This window comes from Brachybacterium massiliense, from assembly GCF_900184245.1.
GTDB classification, from domain to species: domain Bacteria; phylum Actinomycetota; class Actinomycetes; order Actinomycetales; family Dermabacteraceae; genus Brachybacterium; species Brachybacterium massiliense.
The window spans coordinates 55,519-81,856 of sequence record NZ_FXXB01000008.1; the positions used below are offsets into that span (position 1 = coordinate 55,519).

At 70.0% G+C, this 26,338-nt stretch carries 22 protein-coding genes; 12 read left to right on the forward strand and 10 right to left on the reverse strand.

Going from position 1 to position 26,338, the window contains the following annotated elements; genetic code table 11:
- Positions 1–57 precede the first annotated feature (57 nt).
- Complete coding sequence (locus BN4251_RS10235; protein WP_087485025.1) at positions 58–2,472, forward strand: RelA/SpoT family protein; 2,415 nt, start codon at positions 58–60, stop codon at positions 2,470–2,472.
- On the opposite strand, the gene BN4251_RS10240 is transcribed toward BN4251_RS10235, so the two are convergent.
- Both BN4251_RS10240 and BN4251_RS10245 read right to left on the reverse strand, forming a co-directional pair.
- The gene (locus BN4251_RS10240) at positions 2,412–3,164 is read right to left on the reverse strand and encodes a hypothetical protein (protein ID WP_245810292.1); all 753 of its coding nucleotides are present in this window, start codon (positions 3,162–3,164) and stop codon (positions 2,412–2,414) included. The two genes, BN4251_RS10235 and BN4251_RS10240, sit on opposite strands and share 61 nt — an antisense overlap.
- 116 nt (positions 3,165–3,280) lie before the next feature.
- Positions 3,281–4,852, reverse strand: coding sequence for a DUF349 domain-containing protein (locus BN4251_RS10245; protein ID WP_087485026.1), 1,572 nt, complete (start codon positions 4,850–4,852; stop codon positions 3,281–3,283).
- 224 nt (positions 4,853–5,076) lie between these two features.
- On the opposite strand from BN4251_RS10245, the gene hisS reads away from it, so the two are divergent.
- Together hisS and trxA are read left to right on the forward strand one after the other, a co-directional pair.
- Positions 5,077–6,447, forward strand: a complete 1,371-nt coding sequence (hisS, locus tag BN4251_RS10250; RefSeq protein ID WP_087485027.1) for a histidine--tRNA ligase — start codon at positions 5,077–5,079, stop codon at positions 6,445–6,447.
- A gap of 70 nt (positions 6,448–6,517) precedes the next feature.
- Positions 6,518–6,886, forward strand: a complete 369-nt coding sequence (gene trxA / locus BN4251_RS10255) for a thioredoxin (protein ID WP_087486327.1) — start codon at positions 6,518–6,520, stop codon at positions 6,884–6,886.
- Positions 6,887–6,963: 77 nt separating this feature from the next.
- On the opposite strand, the gene BN4251_RS10260 is transcribed toward trxA, so the two are convergent.
- Positions 6,964–8,796: a DEAD/DEAH box helicase gene (locus tag BN4251_RS10260; protein ID WP_245810293.1), complete on the reverse strand. Its 1,833-nt coding sequence runs from the start codon at positions 8,794–8,796 to the stop codon at positions 6,964–6,966.
- Between the two features lie 335 nt (positions 8,797–9,131).
- Between BN4251_RS10260 and aspS the strand changes: the two genes are divergently transcribed.
- Positions 9,132–10,928 (forward strand): aspartate--tRNA ligase, encoded by a 1,797-nt coding sequence (gene aspS, locus BN4251_RS10265; RefSeq protein WP_140398427.1) that lies wholly within the window; start codon positions 9,132–9,134, stop codon positions 10,926–10,928.
- A gap of 102 nt (positions 10,929–11,030) precedes the next feature.
- On the opposite strand, the gene BN4251_RS10270 is transcribed toward aspS, so the two are convergent.
- Entirely contained in the window at positions 11,031–11,624 is a 594-nt protein-coding gene (locus tag BN4251_RS10270) for a DUF3043 domain-containing protein (RefSeq protein ID WP_087485029.1), read from the reverse strand.
- Between the two features lie 128 nt (positions 11,625–11,752).
- On the opposite strand from BN4251_RS10270, the gene BN4251_RS10275 reads away from it, so the two are divergent.
- The 7 genes from BN4251_RS10275 (at position 11,753) to BN4251_RS10305 (ending at position 18,355) form a co-directional block, all read left to right on the forward strand.
- A complete protein-coding gene (locus BN4251_RS10275) occupies positions 11,753–13,162 on the forward strand; it encodes a dipeptidase (RefSeq protein WP_087486328.1) in 1,410 nt (469 codons plus the stop codon).
- On the forward strand, positions 13,159–13,425 hold the full coding sequence (locus tag BN4251_RS10280) for a hypothetical protein (protein ID WP_087485030.1): 267 nt from the start codon (positions 13,159–13,161) through the stop codon (positions 13,423–13,425). The genes BN4251_RS10275 and BN4251_RS10280 overlap by 4 nt, the downstream gene beginning before the upstream one ends.
- Before the next feature lie 138 nt (positions 13,426–13,563).
- Positions 13,564–13,923 (forward strand): iron-sulfur cluster insertion protein ErpA, encoded by a 360-nt coding sequence (gene erpA / locus BN4251_RS10285; RefSeq protein ID WP_087485031.1) that lies wholly within the window; start codon positions 13,564–13,566, stop codon positions 13,921–13,923.
- A 395-nt stretch (positions 13,924–14,318) separates the two neighbouring features.
- Positions 14,319–15,257, forward strand: coding sequence for an aa3-type cytochrome oxidase subunit II (gene ctaC / locus BN4251_RS10290; RefSeq protein WP_087485032.1), 939 nt, complete (start codon positions 14,319–14,321; stop codon positions 15,255–15,257).
- A complete protein-coding gene (ctaD, locus tag BN4251_RS10295) occupies positions 15,254–16,966 on the forward strand; it encodes an aa3-type cytochrome oxidase subunit I (RefSeq protein ID WP_087485033.1) in 1,713 nt (570 codons plus the stop codon). Before ctaC ends, ctaD begins: the two co-directional genes overlap by 4 nt.
- A 1-nt stretch (position 16,967) precedes the next feature.
- A complete protein-coding gene (ctaF, locus tag BN4251_RS10300; RefSeq protein WP_087485034.1) occupies positions 16,968–17,384 on the forward strand; it encodes an aa3-type cytochrome oxidase subunit IV in 417 nt (138 codons plus the stop codon).
- Between the two features lie 674 nt (positions 17,385–18,058).
- On the forward strand, positions 18,059–18,355 hold the full coding sequence (locus BN4251_RS10305; RefSeq protein ID WP_140398428.1) for a hypothetical protein: 297 nt from the start codon (positions 18,059–18,061) through the stop codon (positions 18,353–18,355).
- 147 nt (positions 18,356–18,502) lie between these two features.
- On the opposite strand, the gene qcrB is transcribed toward BN4251_RS10305, so the two are convergent.
- The 4 genes from qcrB to ctaE all read right to left on the reverse strand — a co-directional run bounded on the left by qcrB (position 18,503) and on the right by ctaE (position 22,889).
- Positions 18,503–20,179, reverse strand: coding sequence for a cytochrome bc1 complex cytochrome b subunit (gene qcrB, locus BN4251_RS10310; RefSeq protein ID WP_087486329.1), 1,677 nt, complete (start codon positions 20,177–20,179; stop codon positions 18,503–18,505).
- 4 nt (positions 20,180–20,183) lie between these two features.
- Positions 20,184–21,254 (reverse strand): cytochrome bc1 complex Rieske iron-sulfur subunit, encoded by a 1,071-nt coding sequence (qcrA, locus tag BN4251_RS10315; protein ID WP_087485036.1) that lies wholly within the window; start codon positions 21,252–21,254, stop codon positions 20,184–20,186.
- A gap of 8 nt (positions 21,255–21,262) precedes the next feature.
- Entirely contained in the window at positions 21,263–22,063 is an 801-nt protein-coding gene (gene qcrC / locus BN4251_RS10320; protein ID WP_087485037.1) for a cytochrome bc1 complex diheme cytochrome c subunit, read from the reverse strand.
- A gap of 91 nt (positions 22,064–22,154) precedes the next feature.
- Entirely contained in the window at positions 22,155–22,889 is a 735-nt protein-coding gene (gene ctaE, locus BN4251_RS10325; protein ID WP_087485038.1) for an aa3-type cytochrome oxidase subunit III, read from the reverse strand.
- Between the two features lie 235 nt (positions 22,890–23,124).
- Here ctaE and trpD point away from each other — a divergent pair, with 235 nt between their 5' ends.
- Positions 23,125–24,207, forward strand: a complete 1,083-nt coding sequence (trpD, locus tag BN4251_RS10330; protein ID WP_087485039.1) for an anthranilate phosphoribosyltransferase — start codon at positions 23,125–23,127, stop codon at positions 24,205–24,207.
- Between the two features lie 80 nt (positions 24,208–24,287).
- Here the strand turns inward: trpD and BN4251_RS10335 are convergent, their stop codons facing one another.
- Together BN4251_RS10335 and BN4251_RS10340 are read right to left on the reverse strand one after the other, a co-directional pair.
- Positions 24,288–24,569: an Lrp/AsnC family transcriptional regulator gene (locus tag BN4251_RS10335; RefSeq protein ID WP_087485040.1), complete on the reverse strand. Its 282-nt coding sequence runs from the start codon at positions 24,567–24,569 to the stop codon at positions 24,288–24,290.
- Positions 24,570–24,619: 50 nt separating this feature from the next.
- Positions 24,620–26,281 carry a DEDD exonuclease domain-containing protein gene (locus tag BN4251_RS10340; RefSeq protein ID WP_087485041.1) on the reverse strand — a complete coding sequence of 554 codons (1,662 nt, stop codon included), beginning with the start codon at positions 26,279–26,281 and terminating at the stop codon, positions 24,620–24,622.
- Positions 26,282–26,338 lie beyond the last annotated feature (57 nt).

A 26,338-nucleotide genomic window follows, 5' to 3' on the forward strand; every position in this document is an offset into this window, starting at 1 on the left:
GCGTCCGTGCCCCGGTGACCCGCGCGTAGACTGGAGCTTCCCAGCCAGGAGGTGGAGATGCCGCAGCAGCCAGGATCACAGCCCGCGACGACGGGCGGCGCCCGATCCGGCGAGCAGCAGCCCGCCTCGGCGCCCACCCCCGCCTCGTCACCCCGCACACCGGCCGCTGTCCCGCGGCGCACGCGTTCGCGCCTGTCCTTCTTCGCGCCCCGCGCAGGCTCCTCGGTGGACCCGCTGCTGGCGCCGCTGCTGGAGACGATGAGCGCGGTGAGCCCCAAGGAGAGCCAGGAGCTGGTGCGGTGGGCCTACACCGTCGCCGAGCGCGCCCACCGCGGGCAGAGCCGCAAGAGCGGTGACCCGTACATCACGCACCCGGTCTCGGTCGCGACGATCCTCGCCGAGCTGGGCTCCCCGGCCGAGGTGATCGCTGCCGCGCTGCTGCACGACACCGTCGAGGACACCGACTACTCGCTCGAGCGCCTGCGCGCCGAGTTCGGCGAGGTCATCGCGGTGATGGTCGATGGGGTCACCAAGCTCGACAAGGTCACCTACGGCGAAGCCGCCCAGGCCGAGACCGTGCGCAAGATGATCGTGGCGATGAGCCGCGACGTGCGCGTGCTGCTGATCAAGCTCGCCGACCGCCTGCACAACGCCCGCACCTGGAAGTACGTGCCGGCCGCCTCCGCCGAGCGGAAGGCCAAGGAGACCCTCGAGATCTACGCCCCGCTCGCGCACCGGCTGGGGCTGAACACCATGAAGTGGGAGCTCGAGGACCGCTCCTTCCAGGTGCTCTACCCGAAGGTCTACGGAGAGATCGTCTCCCTGGTGGCCCAGCATGCCCCGGCACGGGAGCAGTACCTCTCCACCGTCTCCTCTCAGATCCAGGATGACCTCCGGAAGGCGCGCATCAAGGCCGAGGTCACCGGCCGGCCCAAGCACTACTACTCGATCTACCAGAAGATGATCGTGCGCGGCCGCGACTTCTCCGACATCTACGACCTGGTCGGGGTGCGGGTGCTGGTGGACACGGTGCGGGACTGCTACGGGGTGCTGGGCACGCTGCATGCCCGCTGGTCGCCGGTGCAGGGACGCTTCAAGGACTACATCGCCCTGCCCAAGTTCAACCTGTACCAGTCGCTGCACACCACGGTGATCGGCCCCACGGGCAAGCCCGTGGAGATTCAGATCCGCACCCGCGAGATGCACCGCCGGGCGGAGTACGGGGTCGCCGCGCACTGGAAGTACAAGGCGATGGCGGGGAGCCAGGGCGAGGGCGATGCCGGGCAGACCGCCAACGACGCCGCCTGGCTGCGCCAGCTGATGGACTGGCAGAAGGAGACCACGGACTCGGGGGAGTTCCTGGACTCGCTGCGGTTCGAGATCAACACGCAGGAGGTCTACGTCTTCACCCCCAAGGGGGACGTGCTCGCGCTGCCGCAGGGCGCGACGCCGGTGGACTTCGCCTACTCGGTGCACACCGAGGTGGGCCATCGCACGATCGGGGCGCGCGTCAACGGGCGCCTGGTCTCTCTCGAGTCCGCCCTGCAGACCGGCGACGTCGTCGAGGTGTTCACCTCGAAGTCCCCGGATGCGGGCCCCAGCCGGGACTGGCTGGGCTTCGTGAAGTCCCCGCGCGCACGCAACAAGATCCGCCACTGGTTCTCGAAGGAGCGCCGCGAGGAGGCGCTCGAGAAGGGCAAGGAGGAGCTGGCCAAGGCGCTGCGCCGCCAGGACCTGCCGATGCGGCGCCTGCTGACCCACGACACCCTCGCCACCGTCGCCGATGATCTGAACCTGCCCTCGGTCGATGCGCTGTACACCTCGATCGGCGAGAACCACACCGGTGCCCAGCACGTGGTCGAGAAGCTGCGGGCCTCCTTCGGGGGCTCCGACGGCGCCGAGGAGGACCTGGCCGAGATCACGCTGCCCTCCAAGGTGCGGCCGCGCGGGGGCCGCACCGAGCGGCACACCTCGGAGACGGACCAGGGCGTCATCGTGGACGGGCACGCGGACCTGTGGGTGAAGCTTGCCAAATGCTGCGCCCCTGTGCCCGGTGACCCGATCGTCGGCTTCATCACCCGCGGCTCCGGCATCTCCGTCCATCACGAGACCTGCGCGAACGCGATCCAGCTGCAGGAGCAGCAGCCCGATCGGATGGTGGAGGTCTCCTGGTCGGGCCGCCACAGCACCGCGTATCTGGTGCACATCAAGGTCGAGGCGCTGGACCGGCCGCGCCTGCTGACCGACCTGGCCATGGTCATCTCCGAGCAGCAGGTGAACCTGCAGTCCGCCTCGGCGCAGTCCAACACCGACCGCCTCGCCACCACCTTCTTCTCCTTCGAGCTGGCCGATCCGACGCATCTGCAGTCGGTGCTCTCCCAGGTGCGCCGGATCGAGGGGGTCTACGACGTCTACCGCGTCACCGCCGACGGCAAGCCCGTCGGCGCGGGAGCGCCGCTGTCCACGAGCTGAGGATCCAGCATCTGCTCGAGCCGCTCCCTGGCCCCGAGGACCCCCGGATAGCGGTGCATCGCGTGCAGGCGATGGCGGATCTCCGCGAGGCGGGCGTGGCCGGTCTCGACCAGATGCCGCAGCGCGGGCTCGGCGATCCACGACGGCGCGAACCGCAGCAGGTCCAGCGCGGTGCGCACGGGCGAGGTCACCGGCGCGCCGCCGACGGTCTCGATGTCCTGCGGCAGCAGGCGCGAATGCCGCAGCACCACCCCGGCCAGGTCGCCGCGGTGCGCGCTCGAGAGCAGCTCCACCTGCTCGGGCGGCGCCCCGCCGATCACCACCCACGCCGCGGACGGACCGGCGATCACGTGCTGGGCCTGCAGGTGGGCGCCGAGCGCGCATCCCAGCGCCAGAGCACGGTCCACGGCGCTGCGCAGCATGTCCGGCGGCAGGAACACCCCGGGCAGCAGGCGATGCAGATACCCCTCGGCCACGAGCCGGTCCGTCGCGGGAGTCTCCTCCCAGCGCTCGAGCGCCGCACCGAGGGGGACCGCGAGCTCGGCGGCGTGGCTGGACCAGGCCGCGCACAGGCCGATCGGCACGTTCGGATCACCTCCATGCAGCGCCTGCCCGGCCTCCGCCGCGAGGGACGGCGGATCCGTCGAGTGCGGAGGAGGGGTGCGGTGCGGGGCGTCGAGCAGCGGGTCCATGCACCGACTCTCGCGTGAGGCGCCCCTCACCGCAATCGCCCCGCCTGTCGCTGTGGACAGACGGGGCGGTGGAGGAGAGGTCGACCGCGCTCGGCGCGGTCAGCGGCTTCCGGGGATCAGCCGAGCTCGCGCGCGGACCGCTCGATCACGGCGAGCCATTCCTTGCGGGCCTCGAGCGCGGCCTCCGCCTCGGCGATCTTCTTCGGATCGCCGCCGGCGACGGCCTTGTCGTAGGCCTCCTGGTACGAGGCGATCGCGGAGTGGAGCTGCGAGGAGGCCCCCTCCACGCGCGCCTTGGTGCGGGGATCGGTGCGCCGCCACTCGTCCTGCTCGGCGTTCTTGATCGAGCGCTCCACGGCGCGGAGGCGGTCATCGATGCGCCGCATGTCGCCGCGGGGCACCTTGCCGGCCTCCTCCCAGCGATCCTGGACGGAGCGCAGCGCCTTCTTCGCGGCCTCGAGATCCTCGGCGGGGTCGATGGCCTCGGCCTCGACCAGCAGTGCCTCCTTGGCCTCGAGGTTCTTGCTCTGCTCGACCTCGAGCTCGTGCAGATCCGCGTTGCGGGCCTGGAAGAACGTGTCCTGGGCGGCCTTGAACCGCTTCCACTGGGCGTCGTCCTTCTTGCGGCCGCCGCGCGGCGCCTGGCGCCACTCGGCCATAAGGTCCTTGTAGGCGCGGACCGTGGGGCCCCAGTCGGTGGAGTCCTGCATCGCCTCGGCACGGGCGATCAGCTCCTCCTTGATGTCCGCGGCCTCGGAGTGCTTCGCATCCAGCTGCGAGAAGAACTGCTTGCGCATCCGGTCGAAGGTCGCGCGCGCAGCGGACAGGCGCTTCCACAGCGCCTCCTCGGTGGGACGGTCCAGCGACACGTCCTCCTTCTGCATCTGCTTCCACGTGGGGACCATCTGACGCATCGTCTCGCCCGCGTTCTTCCACGAGATCTGCTCCGGATCCTTGGCCACGAGCGCCTCGATCGACTCGACGAACTCGGTGCGCCTGCGGGTGGCCTCCTCACGGCCTGCCGCACGCTCGGCCTCGAGGGCGCGGATCTTCTCCTTCGCCTGCTCGCGCAGCTCGGCGGCGCGGGCGCGCAGCGCCGGGATGTCACCGACGACCTGCGGCTCCTTGAGGTTCTTGCGCAGGTTCTCGAGCAGTCGGTTCAGCTCGTTCTGCGTGTGCTCCGGAGCGTTCAGGGTGGTCTGGGTGAGGTCGAGGAAGGCGACCAGGTCGAGGTACCCGCGGGCGAAGGGCGCGAGGGCCGCGGCAGGGTCGGACTCCGTGGTCGTGCCCACGGTGCGCACCTGCGTGCCGTCCTGGACCGTCACCGTGCCGTCCTCCGCGACGGTGCCGAACTCGCTCGCCGCGGCGATCTGCTCCGGGTCGTACTCGGTGACCGGGGGAGCGACCGGCAGCAGGGCGGCGCTGGGCTTCTTCGCGGCGAGCGCGGCCGGGGAGGGCATCGAGGGCCTCGGCGCCGCGCCGGGAGTCGGCTTCTTCGGCGTGGGCGCCGGCGCGGCCGGTGCCTCCTCGGGGGTGCTCGCCGTCTCGGCAGCAGGGGCCTGGGACTCGCCCTCGGGCGCGGGGTCGGTCGGGGGCGTCGCGGGCTGATCAGGGGTCTGATCGGTGGCCGTCTCAGCAGGCTGATCGGCGGGGGTCGACGCGGGGACGGGAGTCTCGGACTCGCTCACGATTGAGCTCCTTCGGAGGGATCCGCTGCAAGGCGGGACACTGCCGCCGTGATCGGCGGTCGGGCTGGCACGGGCGCGCCCCGGGAACGGGGAGAACCACGTCACGGAACTCTACAGTGACCGGCGCATCGCGTCTGACAGGTTCTGTCACCGGGCACCGCCTGTCCCGAGGGGCGATAATGGTGCCCGGCACTCAGCCCAAGAACCAGAAGGATGTGCACCGCATGGCGAAGATCGCCGCCCTGTCAGGATTCCCGGAGTGGCTCCCCGCGGAGCGTCTCGTCGAACAGCACGTGATCGATGTGTTCCGCGAGGTGGCCGAGCTGCACGGGTTCTCGGGCATCGAGACGCGCGCTGTCGAACCTCTCGAGCAGATGCTGCGCAAGGGCGAGATCGACAAGGAGGTGTACGTCCTGCGTCGCCTCCACGCCGAGGAGGAGGACTCCGCGCCGCAGAGCGGAGAGGACCGCTCGCGCGTGCTGGGCCTGCACTTCGACCTCACCGTGCCGCTCGCCCGGTACGTGCTCGAGCACCAGAACGACCTCGCCTTCCCGCTGCGCCGTTTCCAGATCCAGAAGGTGTGGCGCGGAGAGCGCCCCCAGGACGGCCGCTTCCGCGAGTTCTACCAGGCCGATCTCGACGTGATCGGTCAGGACTCCCTGCCCGGCCACATCGAGGCCGAGGTCGCCATCGTGATGGCCGAGATCCTCGACCGCCTGCCGATGCCGGCCTTCACCCTCCACGCCAACACCCGCCGGCTCTCCGAGGGATTCTTCCGCTCGATCGGCATCAGCGACCACTCCGCCGTGCTGCGCAGCCTCGACAAGCTCCCGAAGATCGGTGACGAGGCAGTGCGCGCGCTGCTGCTCGAGGAGACGGGGGCGAGCCCGGAGCAGGCGCAGGCCTGCCTCGACTTCGCCGCCATCCGCACCCGTGATGCCTCCTTCGCCGACAGGGTGCGCGAGCTCGGCGGGCACGGCGAGATGGTCGAGCAGGGGATCGCCGAGCTCAGCGCCGTCCTCGAGCGGGTCGAGGCGGCCGTGCCCGGGGTGATCATGGCCGATCTCTCGATCGCGCGCGGGCTGGACTACTACACCGGCACCGTCTTCGAGACCTTCGTCGAGGGCCACGAGGCGCTGGGCTCGATCTGCTCCGGCGGCCGGTACGACTCCCTCGCCGCGGACAACCGCCACACCTACCCCGGGGTGGGCCTGTCGATCGGCCTGTCGCGTCTGGTCTCGCGGATCATCTCCGCGGGCCTGGCCGCGCCCACCCGCAAGGTGCCCACCTGCGTGCTGGTGTCCGTCGCCGATGAGGAGCAGCGCCACCTCAGCGACGCCGTCGCTCGCGCGCTGCGCGGCCGCGGCATCCCCTGCGAGGTCGCCCCGACCGCCGCGAAGTTCGGCAAGCAGATCCGATACGCCGACCGCCGCGGCATCCCGTTCATCTGGTTCCCCGGCGCCGACGGGGGAGCGGACGAGGTCAAGGACATCCGCAGCGGTGAGCAGAGCACGGCCGACGCCGCCTCGTGGGAGCCGCCCGCGGAGGATCGCATCGTGCGGGTGCTGCCTGCCGGCGAGGGCGCGACCGCCTGAGCTCGCGGTGAGCTGAGTCACGCCTCGGGAACGTGGGAATGAACCACGGGCCCGAGGCGTTCTCATGGCCATGGCTACGCTCACTCTGACCTCCGAGAACCACGACGCGACCGTCGAGGACGGCATCGTCCTGATCGACTTCTGGGCGGGCTGGTGCGTGCCGTGCCAGCGCTTCGCCCCCATCTTCGAGGAGGCGTCGGACTCCCACGAGGACGTCACCTTCGCCAAGGTCGACACCGAGGACCAGCAGGAGCTGGCGATGCGCTACGGCGTCACCTCGATCCCGACCCTGGTCGCCTACCGCGAGGGCATCCCGGTGTTCTCCCAGGCCGGCGCCCTGCCGCAGTCCGCCCTCGAGGACCTCATCGGCCAGGTGAAGAACCTGGACATGGACGAGGTCCGCAAGGCCTACGCCGAGGCGCAGCAGAAGCAGGACTGACCCTCCCGCCCACAGCAGGCAAGGACCCCGCCACCGATCTCGGTGGCGGGGTCCTTCGCTGTCAGGGAGCTGCGCGCTCAGCCCTCGTGGCGACGGAACGGGCGGCGCTTGCCGTCGAAGCGGCCGCCGCGGTCGTCCCGGCGGGGACGGTCATCACGACGGAAGGGGCGCTCCCCGTCCCGGTGCGGGCCCTTGCCGCCGCGCGGACCCTGATCCGGTCCGATGCGCAGCTCGCGGCCGCCCACCTTCGCTCGGGAGATCCGCTCCATCTGCTCGGAGGAGAGGGACCCGCGGATCTGCACCAGCGAGAAGTTCGGGAAGATCTGGATCTTGCCCACGTCCTTGCCCGTCAGGCCGCCCTCACCGGTGATCGCGCCGACGATGCCCGGGGGACGGGCGCCGTGGGTGTGGCCCACCCCGACCTTGTACGAGGTGTAGCCCCGCTCGGTCTGGGCCGGCTCCATGCGCGGGCCGCGATCGCTCTGGCGATCCTTCTCCGCGAGCTTGCCCTGGGTGAACTCCTCCTCCTCGGAGGGGGTGCCGGGGCCCTCGTCGCCCACCATCATCGCGCCGAGCGCGGCGGCCAGCTCGGCCGGATCCATGCCGTGCTCGGTCACGAACTCGCCGATCAGCTCCCGATACAGCTCGAGACGTCCGCGCTCGATGCGCTCGGGCACCTGCTTCAGGTGCGCGGCCAGGCGGTGCTTGGACACGTCGCGGGGGGAGGGGATGACCGCCTCGGCGAGGGTCTGCTTTGTGGCGCGCTCGATGTTCTTCAGGGCGCGGCGCTCATGGGGGCCGATGAAGGTCAGCGCCTCGCCGGTGCGACCGGCGCGGCCGGTGCGCCCGATGCGGTGCACATAGGACTCCGCCTCCTTGGGCACGTCGAAGTTGACCACCAGGCCGATGCGCTCGACGTCGAGGCCGCGGGCGGCGACGTCGGTCGCGACCAGCACCTGCAGCGAGCCGTCGCGCAGCCGCTCGACGATCTTCTCGCGGTCCTTCTGCGGCACGTCACCGCTGATCGAGGCGGCGATCAGGCCGCGTGCGACCAGCGCGGAGCCGACCTCCTCGGCCGCGGCGCGGGTGCGCACGAAGACGATCGCGGCCTCCGCCTCGGAGACGGCGAGCACGCGGGCCAGAGCGCCGGTGCGGTGCCGGAACGGGACCACCGCGTAGGTCTGGGTGACGCTCTTGACCGTGGAGGACTGCGGCGAGACGCTCACGCGCACCGGGTCCTTCATATGGGTCTGGGCGACGCGCTGGATCGCGGAGGGCATGGTCGCGGAGAACAGCGCCACCTGCCGGCTCGCGGGGGAGTGGGAGAGGATCTCCTCGACGTCCTCGGCGAAGCCCATGCGCAACATCTCGTCGGCCTCATCGAGCACCGCGAAGCGGATGGTGTCCAGGCGCAGGTTCGTGCGGCGCATGTGGTCCATCACGCGGCCGGGGGTGCCGACCACGACCTGGGCACCGCGGGCCAGCGCACGCTCCTGCGGGCCATAGGGGGAGCCGCCGTAGAGCGCGACCACGTCGAGGCCGCCCATCGAGGTGGCGAACGAGGCGATGGCGTCGGCCACCTGCATCGCGAGCTCGCGCGTGGGGGCGAGCACGAGGGCCTGCACCTCGCGCAGCGACGGATCGATCGCCGCGAGCAGCGGGAGGCCGAAGGCGGCGGTCTTGCCGGTGCCGGTCTGGGCGACGCCGATCACGTCGCGCCCCTCGAGCAGCGGCGGGATCGCCTGGGCCTGGATCGCGGAGGGCTGGGTGAAGCCGAGCTCATCGACCGCACGGCGCAGCGCGGCCGGCAGAGCGATGTCGTCGAAGCTGGGGCCGGCGGGAGCCTGGGGATCCACGCTCTCCGGGGCGGCGGAGGTCTCGGGATCGACGGCAGGGGAGGAGTCGTTCATGGTGTCCTTACGACAGTCAGGGGTGAACAGGCCCTAACGTGTCGCAGGGCATGATGCCCGGCATCGGGCGGGGGCGCCCATACATCTCGCGCGACGAGGATCGTGCGGTGGCACGATGCGCCTCGGGCGAACTCGGGCGGAAACGGACCTGCGATCTCGCAGGTCGGACCGTCGTCGAGTCTACGGGTGTGAGGGGCCCTGCAACAGTGCTCCCGTGGCGAGATCGCTCACCCTGTGCGCGGTACGCTGGGTCCTCCACGCGACCTGCGTGACGGCCGCCGCGCGCTCCCGCGCCCGGTCGGCCGTGCCCGTCGACCCCTCGAGAAGGACACCCCGTGCTGCGCACCCACTCCGCTGGTGAGCTCCGCCAGGAGCACATCGGACAGACCGTCACCCTCACCGGCTGGATCGGCCGTCGCCGTGACCACGGCGGCGTGACGTTCCTCGATCTGCGCGACGCCAGCGGCGTCACCCAGGTGGTGGTGCGCGAGGACGAGGCGATGCACCTGCGCAACGAGTACGTGCTGAAGGTGGTCGGCTCCGTCGGCAGGCGTCCCGAGGGCAACGAGAACCCGCTGCTGCCCACCGGCGACATCGAGGTCACCGCGGAGTCGGTCGAGGTGCTCAGCACCTCCGCCCCGCTCCCGTTCCAGCTCGACGAGCACTCCGAGGTCGGCGAGGAGGCGCGCCTGCGCTACCGCTACCTCGACCTGCGCCGTCAGGGCCCCGCCGCCGCGCTGCGCCTGCGCTCCGAGGTCAACCGTGCCGCGCGCGACACCCTCCTGGACCAGGGCTTCCTCGAGGTCGAGACCCCGACCCTGACCCGCTCCACGCCCGAGGGCGCACGCGACTTCCTGGTGCCCGCGCGCCTGGCCCCCGGCTCCTGGTACGCGCTGCCGCAGTCCCCGCAGCTGTTCAAGCAGCTGCTCATGGTGGGCGGTGTGGAGAAGTACTTCCAGCTCGCCCGCTGCTACCGCGACGAGGACTTCCGTGCGGACCGTCAGCCCGAGTTCACCCAGCTCGACGTCGAGATGAGCTTCGTGGACCAGGAGGACGTGATCGCGCTGGCCGAGCAGATCCTCACCGCGGTGTGGGCCAAGGGCGGCCACGAGATCACCACCCCGTTCCCGCGCATCACCTACGCCGAGTCGATGCGCCGCTACGGCTCCGACAAGCCGGACCTGCGCTTCGACCTCGAGCTGATCGAGATGACCGACTACTTCAAGGACACGCCCTTCCGCGTGTTCCAGTCCCCGTACGTCGGGGCGGTCGTCATGGCCGGCGGCGCCTCCCAGCCGCGCCGCCAGCTCGACGCCTGGCAGGAGTGGGCCAAGCAGCGCGGCGCGAAGGGACTGGCCTACGTGCTGGTCCAGGAGGACGGCACGCTCACCGGCCCCGTGTCCAAGAACATCTCCGACGCGGAGAAGTCGGGCCTGCTCGAGGCGACCGGTGCGAGCACCGGCGACTGCATCTTCTTCGCCGCGGGCGAGGCGAAGTCCTCCCGCGCCCTGCTGGGCGCCGCCCGCAACGAGATCGCTGAGCGTCTGGGCCTGATCGACCATGACGCCTTCGCCTTCGTGTGGGTGGTCGACGCGCCGATGTTCGAGCCCGCCGCCGATGCCCGCGCGGCCGGTGACGTGGCCGTCGGAGAGGGCTCGTGGACCGCGGTCCACCACGCCTTCACCTCGCCGAAGCCGGAGTTCATGGACACCTTCGATACCGATCCGGGCTCGGCTCTGGCCTACGCCTACGACATCGTGTGCAACGGCAACGAGATCGGCGGCGGCTCCATCCGCATCCACTCCCAGGACGTCCAGCAGCGGGTGTTCTCGGTGATGGGGATCGGCGAGGAGGACGCGCAGGAGAAGTTCGGCTTCCTGCTGGACGCCTTCCAGTTCGGCGCCCCGCCGCACGGCGGCATCGCCTTCGGCTGGGACCGGATCGTGGCCCTGCTGGCGAAGGAGGAGTCGATCCGCGAGGTGATCGCCTTCCCCAAGACCGGCAACGGCTTCGACCCGCTGACCGCCGCGCCCGCACCGATCACACCGCAACAGCGCAAGGAGGCGGGCGTGGACGCCAAGCCCGTCACCCGTGACGAGAAGCAGGCCGCCGCCGAGGCGCCCGGAGCCTGAGGGACGTGCACCGACGAGAACGGCCGACGCGAGCGATCGCGTCGGCCGTTCTTCGTCACGGGTGCGGGGCCCGGCAGGAGCCGGGCGGGGGAGCGGGGCTGCTCAGCGGGGCGCCTCGCCGTGCTTGATCTGCGGGCGGGGCAGGCGGAAGCGACGGATCTGGATCGCACGCATGATGCCGTAGCCCACCAGGCCCTGCTGCACCTCGCCGAAGCGGTCGGTGAGCACACGGCGCAGGCGCTTGCGCAGCAGGAAGCCGTCCACCACGCACATGGCGATGCCTCCCCACAGCACGATGATCATGCCGGTACTCAGCAGGGTGGTCAGATCCGGTCGGATCAGCGGCAGCACCAGGGCGACGAGCATGAAGACCAGCGCGAGCGGGAAGAACAGCTCGGCGATGTTGCGGCGGGAGTCGACCACGTCGCGCACGAAGCTGCGCTCGGGGCCGCGATGCTGCAACGGCATCTTCTTCTCGTCGCCCGTCATCAGGGCGTGCTGGGCCTCCATGCGCTCCTGGTTGGCGCGCTCACGGTCGCGACGACGCGCTTCCTTGCGGTCGTCGACCACCAGCGGCCGACGACGCGCCGCCTCGGCCTCCTTGCGGGTGCGGGTGGGGCGCCCCTTGGAGCCGGGGCGCGCGGGCTGCGCCTCGGGCTCGGGGGTGGTCGGGGGTTCGGACTTGCGGAAGATCACCAGGGCAGTCTAGGCGACGTGCGCTGCGACGTCGCCGAACGCGCCCGCGGGCGTGAGGGGCCGCATCCCGCGTGCCGCTGCACCGCGTCCGCTGCACCCTGCCAGGCACCGGCGGTACCGTGACCGCCATGACCACTCACGACCCCAGCACCGCAGCGCCCCTCGCAGATCCCGAGGAGGTCGAGGCCCTGCGCGCGCGGCTCGAGCCGCTGATGCCCGCGGCGATCGAGGATCTCAAGGACCTCGTGCGCATCCCCTCGATCGCCTTCGACGGCTACGACCAGGAGCCGGTGCATCGTAGCGCCGAGGCCGTCGCCGCCCTGCTGCGCGAGGCCGGGATGGCGGAGGTGGGCATCGAGTCCGTCGAGGGCGGCAGCCCCGCCGTGATCGGCCGCACCCCCGCCGCGGAGGGCCGCCCCACCGTGCTGCTCTACGCGCACCACGACGTCCAGCCCACCGGTGATCCAGGGGATTGGACCAGCGCCCCCTTCGAGCCCGTCGAGCGGGACGGCCGCCTCTACGGGCGCGGCGCCGCCGACGACAAGGCGGGGGTGATGGCGCACGTCACCGCCCTGCGCCTGGTGGGCGAGGAGCTCGCCGCCGACGGGATCGGAGTGACCGTCTTCGTCGAGGGCGAGGAGGAGGCCGGCTCCCCGACGTTCCGCCCCTTCATCGAGGCGCACCGGGAGAAGCTCGCCGCCGATCTGATCATCGTGGCGGACTCCGCGAACTGGGCCGTGGGCACCCCTGCGCTGACCACGAGCCTGCGCGGCGTGGTCGACGTGGTCGTCGAGGTGCGCGCCCTGGACCATGCGGTCCACTCCGGCCTGTTCGGCGGCCCGGTGCTCGATGCGCTGACCCAGCTCTCGCGACTGCTGGCCACCCTCCACGACGACGCGGGCGAGGTCGCCGTGGAGGGTCTCGTGCGGGCACCGGATCCGAGCGTCGAGATGGACGAGGCCGATTTCCGCCGCGACGCGGGCGTCAGCGAGGGGCTCGAGCTCTCGGGCAGCGGCTCGCTGACCGCGCGGCTGTGGGCCCGCCCCGCCCTCTCGGTGATCGGGATCGACGCCCCCACGGTGCGGGAGGCCTCGAACACCCTGGTCCCCGTCTCCCGGGCGAAGGTCTCGCTGCGTATCCCGCCGGGGGAGGAGCCGGATTCCGCGATGGAGGCGCTGGTCGCTCATCTCGAGAAGCATGCGCCGACCACCGCGCAGGTCACCGTGCACCGGGGCGAGCGCGGCCGGCCCTACAGCGCCCGCCAGTCCTCTCCCGCCATGGATCTCGCGCGCAGCGCCTTCGCGGACGCCTGGGGCACCGCGGCGGTGGACACCGGGCTCGGAGGCTCGATCCCCTTCATCGCCGATCTGCTCGAGGTGTTCCCCGAGGCGGAGGTGCTGGTCACCGGCGTGGAGGACCCCGAATCCCGCGCCCACGGCATCGATGAGTCACTGCACCTGGCCGAGTTCGCGAAGGTGTGCCTGGCCGAGGCGCTGCTGCTGCGCGGCGCGGGGCGTCTGGGCGGGCAGCGGGCATGACCGGCCCGAGCGGGCGCGACAGCCAGAGCCCCACCGTCTCGCCGCTGATGGTGCCGCTGCTGTTCCTCGGCCTGGTCATCGGCTTCATCGCCGGGTACTGGCTGCTGTGGTGGGGCCTGCTGGTCGTGGCCGCCGTGCTGCTGGCCGCCTTCTCGATGGTCCTGCGGGGCCGCAGCCGAGACGGAGCCACCGGCGCGGTGGTGGGAGTCGTCCTCGGCTATGGCGGCGTGATCCTGCTCGCGCTGTTCCGCGGAGTGATCTGAACGGAGCGTACTGCACCGAGAGCCGACGGGCGGGGCCCGGGTGCCCGCATCTCGTGAGAGGGATCGCGGAGACCTCGGTCCCCCGTTCCACACTCCCGAGGCGTATCCTGAGCTGACACGAGCTTCGAGGAGGATCGCATGACCACGCCCACCACCGAGCGCCCCACCGAGGCGCATGGCGTCACCCTCACCTCCGGCGCCGCGCAGAAGGTGACCACGCTGCTGCAGCAGGAGGGTCGTGACGACCTCCGCCTGCGGATCGCCGTGCAGCCCGGCGGCTGCTCCGGGCTGATCTACCAGCTCTACTTCGACGAGCGCCTGATGGACAACGACCTGGTCGCCGAGTACGAGGGCGTCGAGGTGGTCGTCGACAAGATGAGCAGCCCCTACCTCTCCGGTGCGGTGATCGACTTCGCCGACACCATCGAGAAGCAGGGCTTCACGATCGACAACCCCAACGCCGGCAGCTCCTGCGCCTGCGGCGACTCCTTCGGCTGAGCCGACGAGGACCCTTGCCCGCCGCACGGTCGCAGGTCGACCCGAGGCACCGGCAGGAACGGGCCCGTCCCGGTGACGATCACGTCACCTGGGGCGGGCCCGTTCCGCTGTGACCACGGCTACCCACAGATCACGGACCGGTCACGGAGCGCGGGTCGGCATGCAACGCGCCGTCCGGAGGTGGCTCCACCACCTCCGGGAACCCGTATGATGACGGAGTGCCGTCAAAGGGCGGGCCCCCGGGCCTGCCACGGCCCTCCTGCCACGGGAGGGCGCGGCACTGTGGGTGTGTCCCGCCCACACACGAGCACCAGCTCCGCCTGCGGAGCCGGACCGAGGCACGGGCCCCGGTGCGGAGACGCGAGGCGGAGACGACGAGCGGAAGGTCATACCCTGTGATCCCCCAGGTCCCCCAGCGCGCACGGCGTGGGCGCCGTGCCGCGGCAGCAGGCCTCGCACTGGCCACCCTGTTCCTCGCCGGCTGCACCCAGGCGCAGCAGCGCGGGTTCATGCCCGGCCCGGAAGATGGGCAGGAGGTCACCAGCCACACCGAGAGGATCACGAACCTCTGGGTCGGCTCCTGGGCCGTCCTCGTCCTCGTCGGCCTGATGATCTGGGGCCTGACGATCTGGTGCGCCGTCGCCTACCGTCGCCGCAAGAACGACACCGGCTTCCCGGTCCAGCTGCGCTACCACGTGCCGCTCGAGCTGATGTTCACGCTCGTGCCCGTGGTCATGGTGCTGACCCTCTTCTACTTCACCCAGCGCGATGCCCGTGAGATCGAGATGCACGTGGCGGAGCCGGACTACACCGTCAACGTCGTCGCCAAGCAGTGGAGCTGGGACATCAACTACGTGGATGACGACGTCCACGAGCCCGCCGGTGTCCAGTCCTTCGCCACCGGGGAGCCCGGCGCCGCGGAGTCGCTGCCCGAGCTGTACCTGCCCGTCGGCCAGACCGTCGAGTTCCGTCTGGACTCGCGCGATGTCATCCATTCCTTCTGGGTCGTGGACTTCCTGTACAAGAAGGACATGATGCCGGGGCACACCACCAGCTTCCAGCTGACCCCCACCCGTGAGGGCACCTACGCCGGCAAGTGCGCCGAGCTGTGCGGCGAGTACCACTCCGACATGCTCTTCAACGTCGTGGTCGTCTCCCAGGAGGAGTTCGACGCGCACATGCAGGAGCTGCGCGACCAGGGCAACACCGGCCAGCTGGGCGTGGATCTGAACCGTAATCAGGAGGACTGGAGCATGCGCGAGGAGCATGACGACGCCGGTCCTCGCTACACCGAGGAGACCGCCTCCACCGGTACCGAGGGAGAGAACGAGTGAGCACCGAGACCACCGCCGCACCGAGCTCCTCGGTCGACGCGCGGTTCCAGGAACAGCGGCCGACCAGCCTCGGCTCGCAGATGTTCAAGCTCCTGACCACGACCGATCACAAGCTGATCGGCATGATGTACATGGGCATGGCCTTCGCGTTCTTCGCGTTCGGCGGCCTGCTCGCGCTCGGCATCCGCACCGAGCTGTGGGAGCCCGGACTGCAGGTCGTGGTCTCGAAGGACCAGTACAACCAGCTGTTCACGATGCACGGCACGATCATGCTGCTGATGTTCGGCACGCCGCTGTTCAACGGCTTCGCGAACTACCTCGTGCCGCTCCAAATCGGCGCCGTGGACATGGCGTTCCCGCGCCTGAACATGTTCGCTTTCTGGATCACCGGCTTCGGCTCGCTGATCGTGGTCTCCGGCTTCCTCACCCCCCAGGGCGCCGCGTCCTTCGGCTGGTTCGCCTATGCGCCGCTGTCCGACACCACGTTCTCGCCCGGCCTGGGCGGTGATCTGTGGGTGTTCGGCCTTGCCCTGCAGGGCTTCGGCACGATCCTCGGCGCGGTCAACTTCATCACCACGATCCTGTGCATGCGCATGCCCGGCATGACCATGTTCCGGATGCCGATCTTCACCTGGAACACCCTGATCACCGCGGTGCTGGTGCTGATGGCCTTCCCGCCCCTGGCCTCCGCGCTGCTGGCGCTGGGAGCGGACCGGCGCTTCGACGCGAACATCTTCGATCCCGCCAACGGCGGACCGATCCTGTGGCAGCACCTGTTCTGGTTCTTCGGCCACCCCGAGGTCTACATCCTGGCGCTCCCGTTCTTCGGCATCGCCTCGGAGATCATCCCGGCCTTCTCGCGCAAGCCGATCTTCGGCTACAAGACCCTGGTCGGCGCGACCATCGCGATCGCCGCGCTGTCCGTCACCGTGTGGGCGCACCACATGTACACCACCGGTGCCGTGATGCTCGACTTCTTCGCCTTCATGACGATGCTGATCGCCGTGCCGACGGGCGTGAAGTTCTTCAACTGGGTGGGCACGATGTGGCGAGGGTCGTTGACCTTCGAGACGCCGATGCTGTTCACCCTCGGCTTCCTGACCACCTTCATCTTCGGTGGCCTGACGGGCGTGATCCTGTCCTCGCCGGTGCTGGACTTCCACATCTCCGACACCTACTTCGTGGTCGCGCACTTCCACTACGTGATGGCCGGCACCGTGGTCTTCGAGATGTTCGCGGGCTTCTACTTCTGGTGGCCCAAGATGTTCGGCTACAAGCTCAGCGAGGGTCTCGGCAAGCTGCACTTCTGGCTGCTGACCATCGGCTTCCACATGACCTTCCTCATCCAGCACTGGCTGGGCGTGGAAGGTGCCCCGCGCCGCTACGTGAACTACCTCCACGAGGACGGCTTCGACTGGATGAACCAGATCTCGACCGTGGGTGCGTTCATCATGGGCGCCTCGACTCTCCCGTTCCTGCTCAACGTGGTGCTGACCCACGTCAAGGGCAAGAAGGTCGAGGTCGACGATCCGTGGGGCTACGGCGCCTCCCTGGAGTGGGCGACGTCCTGCCCGCCGCCGCGCCATAACTTCCACTCCCTGCCCCGCGTGCGCTCCGAGCGTCCCGCCTTCGATCTCCACCACCCGGAGGTCGCGCTGCAGGACCACATGCTCGCTGAAGAACCCGCTGTGAACCCGAGGACGAACTGACATGAGAGCAACGGCAAAGATCTTCTGGATCCTGACGGTCTTCTTCGCGATCGTCGCCGCCGCGTACGCCTTCGTGACGTCGCGCTACGAGCCCATGGGCATGGAGATGGTGGGCGTGCCCGCGATCATCGGCCTGGCGGGTCTGGCCCTGATGATCGCTCTGACCGCCTCGATCGCGGTGAAGAAGAACGATCTCGGCGCGTCGGACGAGCTGGACGGCGAGGTGTCCGACGACGCCGGCGTGCAGGGCAGCTTCTCCCCGTACAGCTGGGCGCCCCTGTGGGCCTCCCTGGGCGCGTCGCTCTGCTTCCTCGGCGTCGCCGCCGGCTGGTGGATCTTCGCCTTCGGCGTCATGTTCGCCATCTACGGCGTGATCCTGTGGGTCATGGAGTTCTCCACCGGCCAGCACGCGCACTGATCCCTGCAGCGCCCCACCTCTCCGCGAGAGGGCACTGCATGAAGGGTCCCGCATCGTTCGCGATGCGGGACCCTTCGTCATGTCCGGGGGAGTGCGGTGCCCACGCGACTGCCCGGCAGGCGCTCGAGCGCCTGCCCATCGCCTGAGAAGGATTCCCAGCGCGTCCAGGAGCCCTGGAGGCGCCGAGAGCGTGCGCAGGGAGCGAGAGCGTGCCTAGGAGCGCCCTGACGTCTCGCGCGCGTGCTGGTGCGTTCACGGGCGGACCCGGAGCCGGCGTGCCCTCGCCGGTCTCGCAGCCCTCTGCTCACTCTCCTGCGACCACTCAGCCCCAGCACGCGGCACGCAGAGCGGTTGGCCTGCGCGTAGGGGTGGCCGGGCCGGGGGCGTGTCGTTCTGAGCCCCGAACCTTCCCACGCCACCATCCCCCGATCGAGGCTGTACTCGCCGTTACATCTGAAAACCTACGTGACCGTGGGAGTTGGCGAGCCCTGCGCGAGTTGAGGGTCCCGTCGCGAGGAGCTGCGAGGAATCGTGCCGCAGCAGCGTCGTGATCCGGTGCCAGCTGGACGCCGCCTCCCAGCCCCGCGCGAGAAGGCTCCCCGGGCACGCGGTAGCGTGGGCTCCAGACGGCATCGCACTGCGCACCGCTGCGCAGCCCGTGATGGCGCACGGACGTGGAATCGGGGGAGCAGATGATCGGCGGGGACCAGGACCTGATCGCGAAGGCGCGCGGGGAGCTCGAGCAGCTCTTCGCGGCGCAGGACGGCACGACCGGAGGCACCGCCTGGGCGCGCGGAGTCCTGGAGGCGGAGGGGCTCAGCACCACCTCGGTCTCGCTGCGTACCACCCGGGCGCTGCGGAAGCATGAGCCCCGGCTGAGCCGCGTCGCGGCCCGCTATCTCGCCGATCTCGCGACAGGCAGACGCTCGCCGGATAACTCGGAGAAGGGCTTCAACCCGCACCTCGAGTGAGAAGCGGGACCCGCCGGGTGAGCCCGCGGCACTGGGGCTGTGACGCCGCTGGACGCGCCCGCCCGGGCAGACGAGAAGGGCCCCGAGGAGATTCCTCGGGGCCCTTCATCGTTCAGCTCCGCTCGATGAGCGGGGTGGGGGAGCGGCTCAGTGAGTGGCCTTCTCCGCCGGGGTGCGGTAGTCGCCGCCGGTGACCCGATCGATGACGTGCTTCTCGTGGCCGTGGTGCTCGAGCGCCTCGCGCAGCTCGGCCGGGGTGACCGGCTCGATGCGGTCCTTGAAGAAGAAGCTCGTCGCCTTCGCCCGGAGGGAGGAGACTCCCTTGCCGGCCTTGAGCGGGCGGTAGTCGTCGTGCTGGACCAGGACCCAGCGGTCGAACTCGTTCAGCGGCTCATGGATCTCGATCATGTCACCGGTGTCGGTGCGGACGATCCGAGAGGTCTCCTCGCCGTGGAGGGCGAGATCCCGCTTCTGGCGCTGGATCGACAGGCACAGTCGCTTCGTGACGTAGAAGGACAGCACCGGCACCACGAAGAAGGAGATCCGCAGAGCCCAGGTGAGGTCGTTGATCGACAGCTGGAGGGCGATGGCGATGAGGTCGTTCGTCGCCGCGAGCGCGAGGATCAGGTAGGTCATGATCCAGGCGACGCCGAGGCCCGTGCGCACCGGGGTGTTGTACGGCAGATCGTTGAGGTGGTGCTCGCGGTCATCACCGGTCACCCAGGCCTCGATGAACGGGTAGAGGGCGAGGACGCCCAGCAGCAGTCCGTACACCGCCATCGGGATCAGCATGTTCCACGACAGCACGTAGCCGAAGATCGTGGACTCCCAGCCCGGGATCAGGCGCAGGCCGCCGTCCGTCCAGAGCATGTACCAGTCAGGTTGCGAGCCTGCTGAGACGGGGGAGGGGTCGTAGGGACCGTAGTTCCACACGCCGTTGATCGACGTGGTCGCCGAGATCAGGGTGATGATGCCGAAGACCAGGAAGAAGAACCCGCCGGCCTTGGCCGCGTACACCGGGAACACCGGGAAGCCGACCACGTTGCGCTCGGTGCGGCCCGGGCCGGGGTACTGGGTGTGCTTGTGCAGCACCAGCAACACCAGGTGGATGCCGATCAGGCCCAGGATCATCGCGGGCACCAGCAGGATGTGGATGGTGAACAGGCGCGGGATGATGTCGGTGCCGGGGAACTCCCCGCCGAACACGAGCATCACGATGTAGGTGCCCACCACCGGGACGGCCTTCATCAGGCCCTCGACCACGCGCAGGCCGTTGCCGGAGAGCACATCGTCCGGGAGGGAGTAGCCGGAGAAGCCGGCGACCATGCCCAGGATCATCAGGGTGAAGCCGACGAGCCAGTTGAGCTCACGGGGCTTGCGGAACGCACCGGTGAAGAACACGCGGAACATGTGCACGAAGATCGCGACCATGAACACCAGCGCGGACCAGTGGTGCATCTGGCGGAAGAGCAGACCGCCGGTCACCTCGAAGGAGATCTCGAGCGTGGACTCATAGGCGCGGGACATGTGCGCGCCCTGCAGCGCGGTGTACGGCCCGTTGTAGATGACCTCCTCCATGGAGGGGTCGAAGAACATCGTCAGGAAGGTGCCCGAGATCAGCAGGATGACGAAGCTGTAGAGCGCCACCTCGCCGAACATGAACGACCAGTGGTCGGGGAAGATCTTGCGGGCGATGAACTTGACCAGGCCGCCGCCGGCGACGCGCTGGTCCAGCCAGTCGCCGCCCACCGCACCGAGCTTGTACACCCGCGAGTTCTGGTCGATGGAGGTCTGCTTCCCGGCGCTGGGAGTCGTGGTCGACACGTGATCACGCATCCTTGTTCTTGTGGATGTTCCAGAAGCTCGGGCCGATCGGCTCGATGAAGTCGCCGGGGGCCACCAGGTAGCCCTCGTCGTCGACCTCGATCGGGAGCTGGGGGAGCGGGCGGTGCGCCGGACCGAAGATCACCTTGGCGCCGTCGGTGACGTCGAAGGTCGACTGGTGGCAGGGGCACAGCATGTGATGGGTCTGCTGCTCGTAGAGCGCGACCGGGCAGCCCACGTGGGTGCAGATCTTGGAGAAGGCGAGCACGCCCTCCACGCCCATCGCCATGCTCTCTTCGTTCTTGCCCAGCTTGGGATCGAAGCGGACGATCACGGCAGCGGCCTTGGCGCGCTCCTCGATGTGGTGCTCGGTCTCGCGGGTCAGCCCCTCGGGCATGACGTGGAAGATCGAGTTCATCGCGACGTCGGAGAGCTTGATCGGCGTGCCGTCGTGGTCGCGAGCGAGGCGCTGGCCCGGATTGTGGCCCCAGAAGGTGTGGTGGAGCTTGTTGCCCGGCAGCGGGCCGAGGGTGGACAGCGGCGCGAGCACGGCGATCGGCAGCGCGGCCAGGGCGGCGACCATCGCGGTGACGATCACGGGGCGGCGGGCGATGCCGGACTCCTCGAGGCCGTCGGTGATGATGCCGGCGGCGACCTCACGGGTCTCGTCGGTGCTGCGGATGTCGTGCCGCTCCTCGACCATCTCCTCATCGGGCATCAGGGTCTTCGCCCAGTGCACGGCGGCCGCGCCGATGAAGAACACGGCGATCGCGAGACCGAGGCCGATGGTGAGGTTCGACCACCACAGCGCCTTCGGGCTGCCCTCCTCTGCGAAGAGGTTGATGCCCGTGGGCGTCACCAGGAAGTACGCCGCGATGAATGCGGCGGTGCCGACGACGCTCAGCAGGAACATGCCGGCGACGAGGCGCTCTGCGCGCTTCTCGGCGGACTTCGAGAGGTCCGCCTGGCGGAGCTGGTGCGGGGGCAGGCCCGGGTTCGGGAAGCCGCCGCCCTCCTTGGGGGCAATGGCGCTCACGCCGCGTGCGGGGGAGCTGCCGTCGAGGTTGTTGTTCATGCTCGCATTCACTTGGCCTTCGCCCCCAGCCACACAGCGCAGCCCAGGAGCAGGGACAGGACGATCGTCCACGCGTACAGACCCTCGGTCACAGGACCGAGCGAGCCCAGCGAGATGCCGCCGGGGGACCCGTTCTCCTCGAGCGTCTCGAGGTAGGTGATCACGTCGCGCTTGTCCGACGGGGAGAGGTTGGTGTCGTTGAAGACGGGCATGTTCTGCGGGCCGGTCTCCATGGCCTCGTAGACGTGCTTGGGCTCCAGGCCGATCACCGGCGGCGCGTACTTGCCGCGGGTCAGGGCGCCACCGGCACCGGCGGCGTTGTGGCACATGGCGCAGTTGATCCGGAAGATCTCGCCGCCCTTGGTGGCGTCGCCCTGGCTGGTGTCGAGCCATTCCTCGTCCGGGACAGCAGGACCGGGGCCCAGGGAGGCGACATAGGCCGCGAGCTGGCGGGTCTGCTCCTCGTTCATCTGCGGGGGCTTGCGAGCGGCCTGTGCGCCCGAGTGCTGCATCGGCATGCGGCCCGTGCCCACCTGGAAGTCGACGGCGGCCGCGCCCACGCCGATCAGCGACGGGCCGAGGGTGCTGCCGTCGGCGTCCTGGAGGCCCTCGGCGTTGACGCCGTGGCAGGTGGCGCAGTTGGCGAGGAACAATGCCTCACCCGCGTCGATGTCGTCCTGCGTGTAGGCCTCGGCCTGGGCCGTCTGCGGCTGGAAGGCCGTATACAGCCCGCCGGTCGCGACGAGCGCGAGCAGCAGGATCACGAGAAGCGCCATCGGGTGATGACGACGTGCGGCGAGAGCCTTCACGGTTCGGACCTCGATTCGTGGAGGGGGTGGACTGTGCGATGACTGGCGGGGGCGGACGCAGCGGGCCTGAGCAGCCGTGCGTCGCCGGGGATCAGAAGACCCTCCAGTTGAAGTCGACCGGGACCGCGTGACCGGAGTTCCCGAGCGTCATGATCGGATCGAGCAGGTACACGACGAAGAACAGCACGATCCAGACGACGTCCACGAAGTGCCAGTAGTAGGAGACGCAGATCGCCGAGACCTGCTCATGGGCGGTGAACTTCTCCGCGGTGTAGGCCCGCATCAGCACCATCAGGAAGGCGATCAGACCGCCGATCACGTGGATGCCGTGGAACCCGGTGGAGAGGTAGAAGATCGAGCTGAAGGGCGAGGACGACATCGTCACGCCGTGGTGGACGAGCTCCGCGTACTCGTACGCCTGGCCGGAGACGAAGATCGCGCCGAGGATGAAGGTGAGCGTGTACCACTCGATCATCCCCCAGCCGGCGATGTTGAAGATCGAGCCCTCGCGGCGCTTGCGCGGGGTGAAGGTCTTCCCGTTGGGCCAGCGGCCCTCCGCGATGTAGACACCGATCTGGCAGGTCACGGAGCTGAAGACCAGGATGGAGGTGTTCAGCAGCGCGAAGCCGTGCGTGAAGTTCGACTGGCCGTCGGAGAAGGTCTCCGGCGCCATCGAGCGCAGGGTGAACAGCATGGCGAACAGGCCGCCGAAGAACATCAGCTCGCTGGCGAGCCAGACGAGGGTGCCGATCTGCGTCGGATTCGGGCGGCCCACCGCTGGTGCGGCAGCGGGGGCGGAGCGCTCAGGCAAGGTCGCAGTAGTCACGTCACCATTATGTCGTGTCGTCAGATTCGGTGTGCCGGTTCACGACGACCGGCACATCGCGGGGCCTGCGCCCCGGGCGGACCGCCACAGCATATCCCTCCTGACGCCGTGTCACGAACCCAGACACGCACCGAATAGCCCCAGGTGGTCGCCCATGTGCGCAGACGTGACCGTTCCGTGATCCGTTCCGTGATCAGGTCGACTGACGGGCCGTGCGGGATGCGATGATCGGTCCATGAACGACAACATCCCCACCTGGTCCCGGATCACGGCGCAGCTCGTGCGCGGCGAGGAGCTCGACGGCGGTGCGGCCGCCTGGGCGATGGACGAGGTCATGTCGGGGAACGCGAGCGCGGTGCAGCTCGCCGGGTTCCTCGTGTCTCTGCAGTCCAAGGGGGTGACCAGCACCGAGCTCGAGGCGCTGGCCGACTCGATGATCGCCCACGCACGCCCGGTGGACGCTCCTCGAGAGGCGATCGACATCGTCGGCACCGGAGGCGATCTCGCGCAGACCGTGAACATCTCCACGATGGCCTCCGTGGTGATCGCCGCCACCGGCCGCATTGTCGTCAAGCACGGCAATCGCGCCTCCACCTCCCGCTCCGGCTCGGCGGACGTGCTCGAGGCGCTCGGCATCCGCCTGGATCTTCCGGTGCCCGAGGTGGAGGCGCTGGTGGAACGGGTGGGGATGACCTTCCTGTTCGCGCAGGTGTTCCATCCCTCGATGAAGTACGCCGCGGAGGCACGCAGGGGGCTGGGGATCCCGACCGTGATGAACATCCTGGGCCCGATCACGAATCCGGCGCGTCCGCGGGCCAGCGCCGTCGGCGTCGCCGACCCGTCGATCGCGCCCACCGTGGCGGGCGTCTTCGCCTCGCGCGGCACCAGCGCGCTCGTCTTCCGCGGGCAGGACGGGCTGGACGAGCTGACGGTGACCGCGCCGTCGGACGTCTGGGAGGTGCGTGGGGGAGAGATCGCTCAGCATGTGCTGGATCCGGCCGTTCTGGTCGAAGTACCGCGCAGCGGGCACGACGCGCTGCGCGGGGGCACTGCTGAGGAGAACGCGCAGGTGGCTCGTGATCTGTATGCGGGAGAGAGCAGCGGACGCATGGGCCCGATCCGCGACGCGGTGCTGCTGAACGCGGCCGCGGGCGTCGTCGCCTTCGACGGGATCGGCCAGAGCGCCGGGGCCGGCTTCGAGGGCAGGTTCGTGGCGGCGTTCGAGGAGGTGCGCGCCGCTCTGGACTCCGGTGCCCCCGCGGACCTCATCGGACGCTGGGCCGCGGCGTCGCAGGAGGCCTTCGCCCGGCAGAGCTGAGGCGAGGGCCGCCCGAGCCCGCACGGCAAGAAGCCCCCGGCGCGGCGCCGGGGGCTTCCTGCGTCGGCCCGCAGTGCGGCTCAGCCGTCGAAGCCGAGATCGAAGGCCGCGTCCAGGTCCCGCTTCGAGTAGGTCTTGAAGGCGATGTTGGTGGTGGTGTCGAGCACGCCGTCCACCTTGCTCAGCGCCCCGGCGATGACACCGGCGAGATCCTCGTGCGCGCGCACCTTCGCGACCGCGATGAGGTCCACATCACCGGTGACGGAGTAGACCTGCTCGATCCCGTCGATGTCCACGACCGCCTGCGCGACCTCGGGGATGCGGTGGGGCTCGACGATGATCGAGACGATGGCGGTGATCATGGCTTCTCCTTCGACAGGGCGCCGGACGCGCCGGGGACGGTGCCTCGAGCCTATGCCGCGTCGTGCCCTCCGGTCCGTGCGAAGCGCCGTGCGAGGTGCGCCTGATCGAAGCGGGCCCGGGCGGGAGTCTGCCAGTCGCCCTCCACGAGCACGGTGCGCATGCCCTCGCCCTCGAGCCAGGCGAGCATGATCTCGGCCTCCTGGTGGTAGCCCTGGCACAGGGGCGCGGCGAGCTCCGCTTCCCCGAGCCCGGTCGCGGCCAGGGAGCGGGCGAACGGCAGCGGATCCTTGTGCACGGGCACCAGGGTGGTGCCCGAGAAGCGGCCGTGCCTCACCGCGAGCAGCTCCCAGCCCTTCCCGCCGATCACCGCCTCCGTGCTGGGGCGGGCGGCGACCAGCAGCGGGACGGCGGCCAGCGCCCGCAGCCGGGTGGCGCGATGCGCCGCGGCCAGGAAGGTCTGCGCGAGGCGTCGCAGCTTCTCCGCCTCCTCGTAGCGGCCCGCGTCCACGTGGCCGCGCAGCCGGGAGGCGACGTGGTCGAGCACCTCGCGGGGGTCCTCGATCATGGCTCGACGGATCCGCGCGCGATGGCCTGAGAGGGACTGCGGCGCCCGGCGACCGCTCTGCTCGAGGGCGGTGCCGCGCCCGAGGATCGCGTCGGTGAGCAGCCCGCGCAGCGGCTCGATGTCATGGCGTGAGGTGAGCGGCCCGATCTGCGCCGAGCCGTCCTGCTCATCGCGAGCGATCCGCGCACCGCGCAGCCCCTGCGCATCGGTGCCGAGCCGCAGCCAGTGCGCTTTCTCCGGGGTCAGGCCGTGCCGGTTCGAGGGCGGCTTCTCGTGGGCGATGATGCGCAGCTCGCGCACCCGCGCCTCGGTGGGCGTCGCGCATTCGATCACGCTGATCGACTCCGCCCGGGGCAGCATGTCGAGCACCTTGCGGCGGGTCTCCGAGGCCGTGAAGTAGGTGCGCACCCGGGAGCGCACGGAGCGGGAGGTGCCCACATAGAGCACCGCCCCCTGGGCGTCATGGAAGCGATAGACGCCCGGCACCGCCGGCAGCTGCTCGGCCAGATGCTTCTTGCGCAGCTGGACAGGGCTGGCCCGCCGATGCGCACCGCCGAGGTCCTCGAGGGTGGAGGCGGCGGAGGGCCCGAGCCGTTCGATGATCGCGTGGAGCACGTCGACGGTGGCACGGGCATCGGACAGCGCGCGGTGGTCCGGTGTGATGCTCGCCCCGACGTGGGCGGCGAGGGTCGAGAGCTTGTGGTTGCGAACCTCGTCCCGCCGGAACACGGTGCGGGCGAGAGCGAGCGTGTCCAGCACCAGCGGACGGGTCCAGGCGATCTCGCAGGCGGCCGCCTGCGCGCCGAGGAAGGAGATGTCGAAGCGGGCGTTGTGGGCGACCAGCGCCGCGTCCCCCACGAAGTCCAGGAACATCGGCAGCACAGTGCGGATCGGAGGAGCGCCGGCGACGGAGGCGTCGGTGATGCCGGTCAGCGACGCGATGTAGGCGGGGATCGGCCGCTCCGGATCGACGAAGGTGCGGAACTCCCCGAGCACCTCGCCGCCGCGCACCTTCACCGCCCCGATCTCGGTGATCGCGTCCGTGGTGGGATCCGTGCCGGTGGTCTCGAGGTCCACGACCACCAAGGTGGCCTCTGCCAACGGGGTGCCGAGATCGTCGAAGCTCAGCTGGTGGCGTGCGGGCATGGGCGAAGCGTACGACGCGGCCCCGACGGTCGGAGCGAGCGCTGCGGGGCATGCTCG

Bases quoted from the DNA above. Each gene is read 5' to 3' on its own strand.
- trpD (WP_087485039.1), top strand. From the start codon at position 23,125: ATGAACGACAACATCCCCACCTGGTCCCGGATCACGGCGCAGCTCGTG.
- BN4251_RS10335 (WP_087485040.1), bottom strand. From the start codon at position 24,569: ATGATCACCGCCATCGTCTCGATCATCGTCGAGCCCCACCGCATCCCC.
- BN4251_RS10260 (WP_245810293.1), bottom strand. From the start codon at position 8,796: ATGAACGACTCCTCCCCTGCCGTCGATCCCGAGACCTCCGCCGCCCCG.
- ctaF (WP_087485034.1), top strand. From the start codon at position 16,968: ATGAGAGCAACGGCAAAGATCTTCTGGATCCTGACGGTCTTCTTCGCG.
- BN4251_RS10340 (WP_087485041.1), bottom strand. From the start codon at position 26,281: ATGCCCGCACGCCACCAGCTGAGCTTCGACGATCTCGGCACCCCGTTG.
- hisS (WP_087485027.1), top strand. From the start codon at position 5,077: ATGGCGAAGATCGCCGCCCTGTCAGGATTCCCGGAGTGGCTCCCCGCG.
- qcrA (WP_087485036.1), bottom strand. From the start codon at position 21,254: ATGAACAACAACCTCGACGGCAGCTCCCCCGCACGCGGCGTGAGCGCC.
- BN4251_RS10240 (WP_245810292.1), bottom strand. From the start codon at position 3,164: ATGGACCCGCTGCTCGACGCCCCGCACCGCACCCCTCCTCCGCACTCG.
- BN4251_RS10235 (WP_087485025.1), top strand. From the start codon at position 58: ATGCCGCAGCAGCCAGGATCACAGCCCGCGACGACGGGCGGCGCCCGA.
- BN4251_RS10280 (WP_087485030.1), top strand. From the start codon at position 13,159: ATGACCGGCCCGAGCGGGCGCGACAGCCAGAGCCCCACCGTCTCGCCG.
- erpA (WP_087485031.1), top strand. From the start codon at position 13,564: ATGACCACGCCCACCACCGAGCGCCCCACCGAGGCGCATGGCGTCACC.
- trxA (WP_087486327.1), top strand. From the start codon at position 6,518: ATGGCTACGCTCACTCTGACCTCCGAGAACCACGACGCGACCGTCGAG.
- BN4251_RS10275 (WP_087486328.1), top strand. From the start codon at position 11,753: ATGACCACTCACGACCCCAGCACCGCAGCGCCCCTCGCAGATCCCGAG.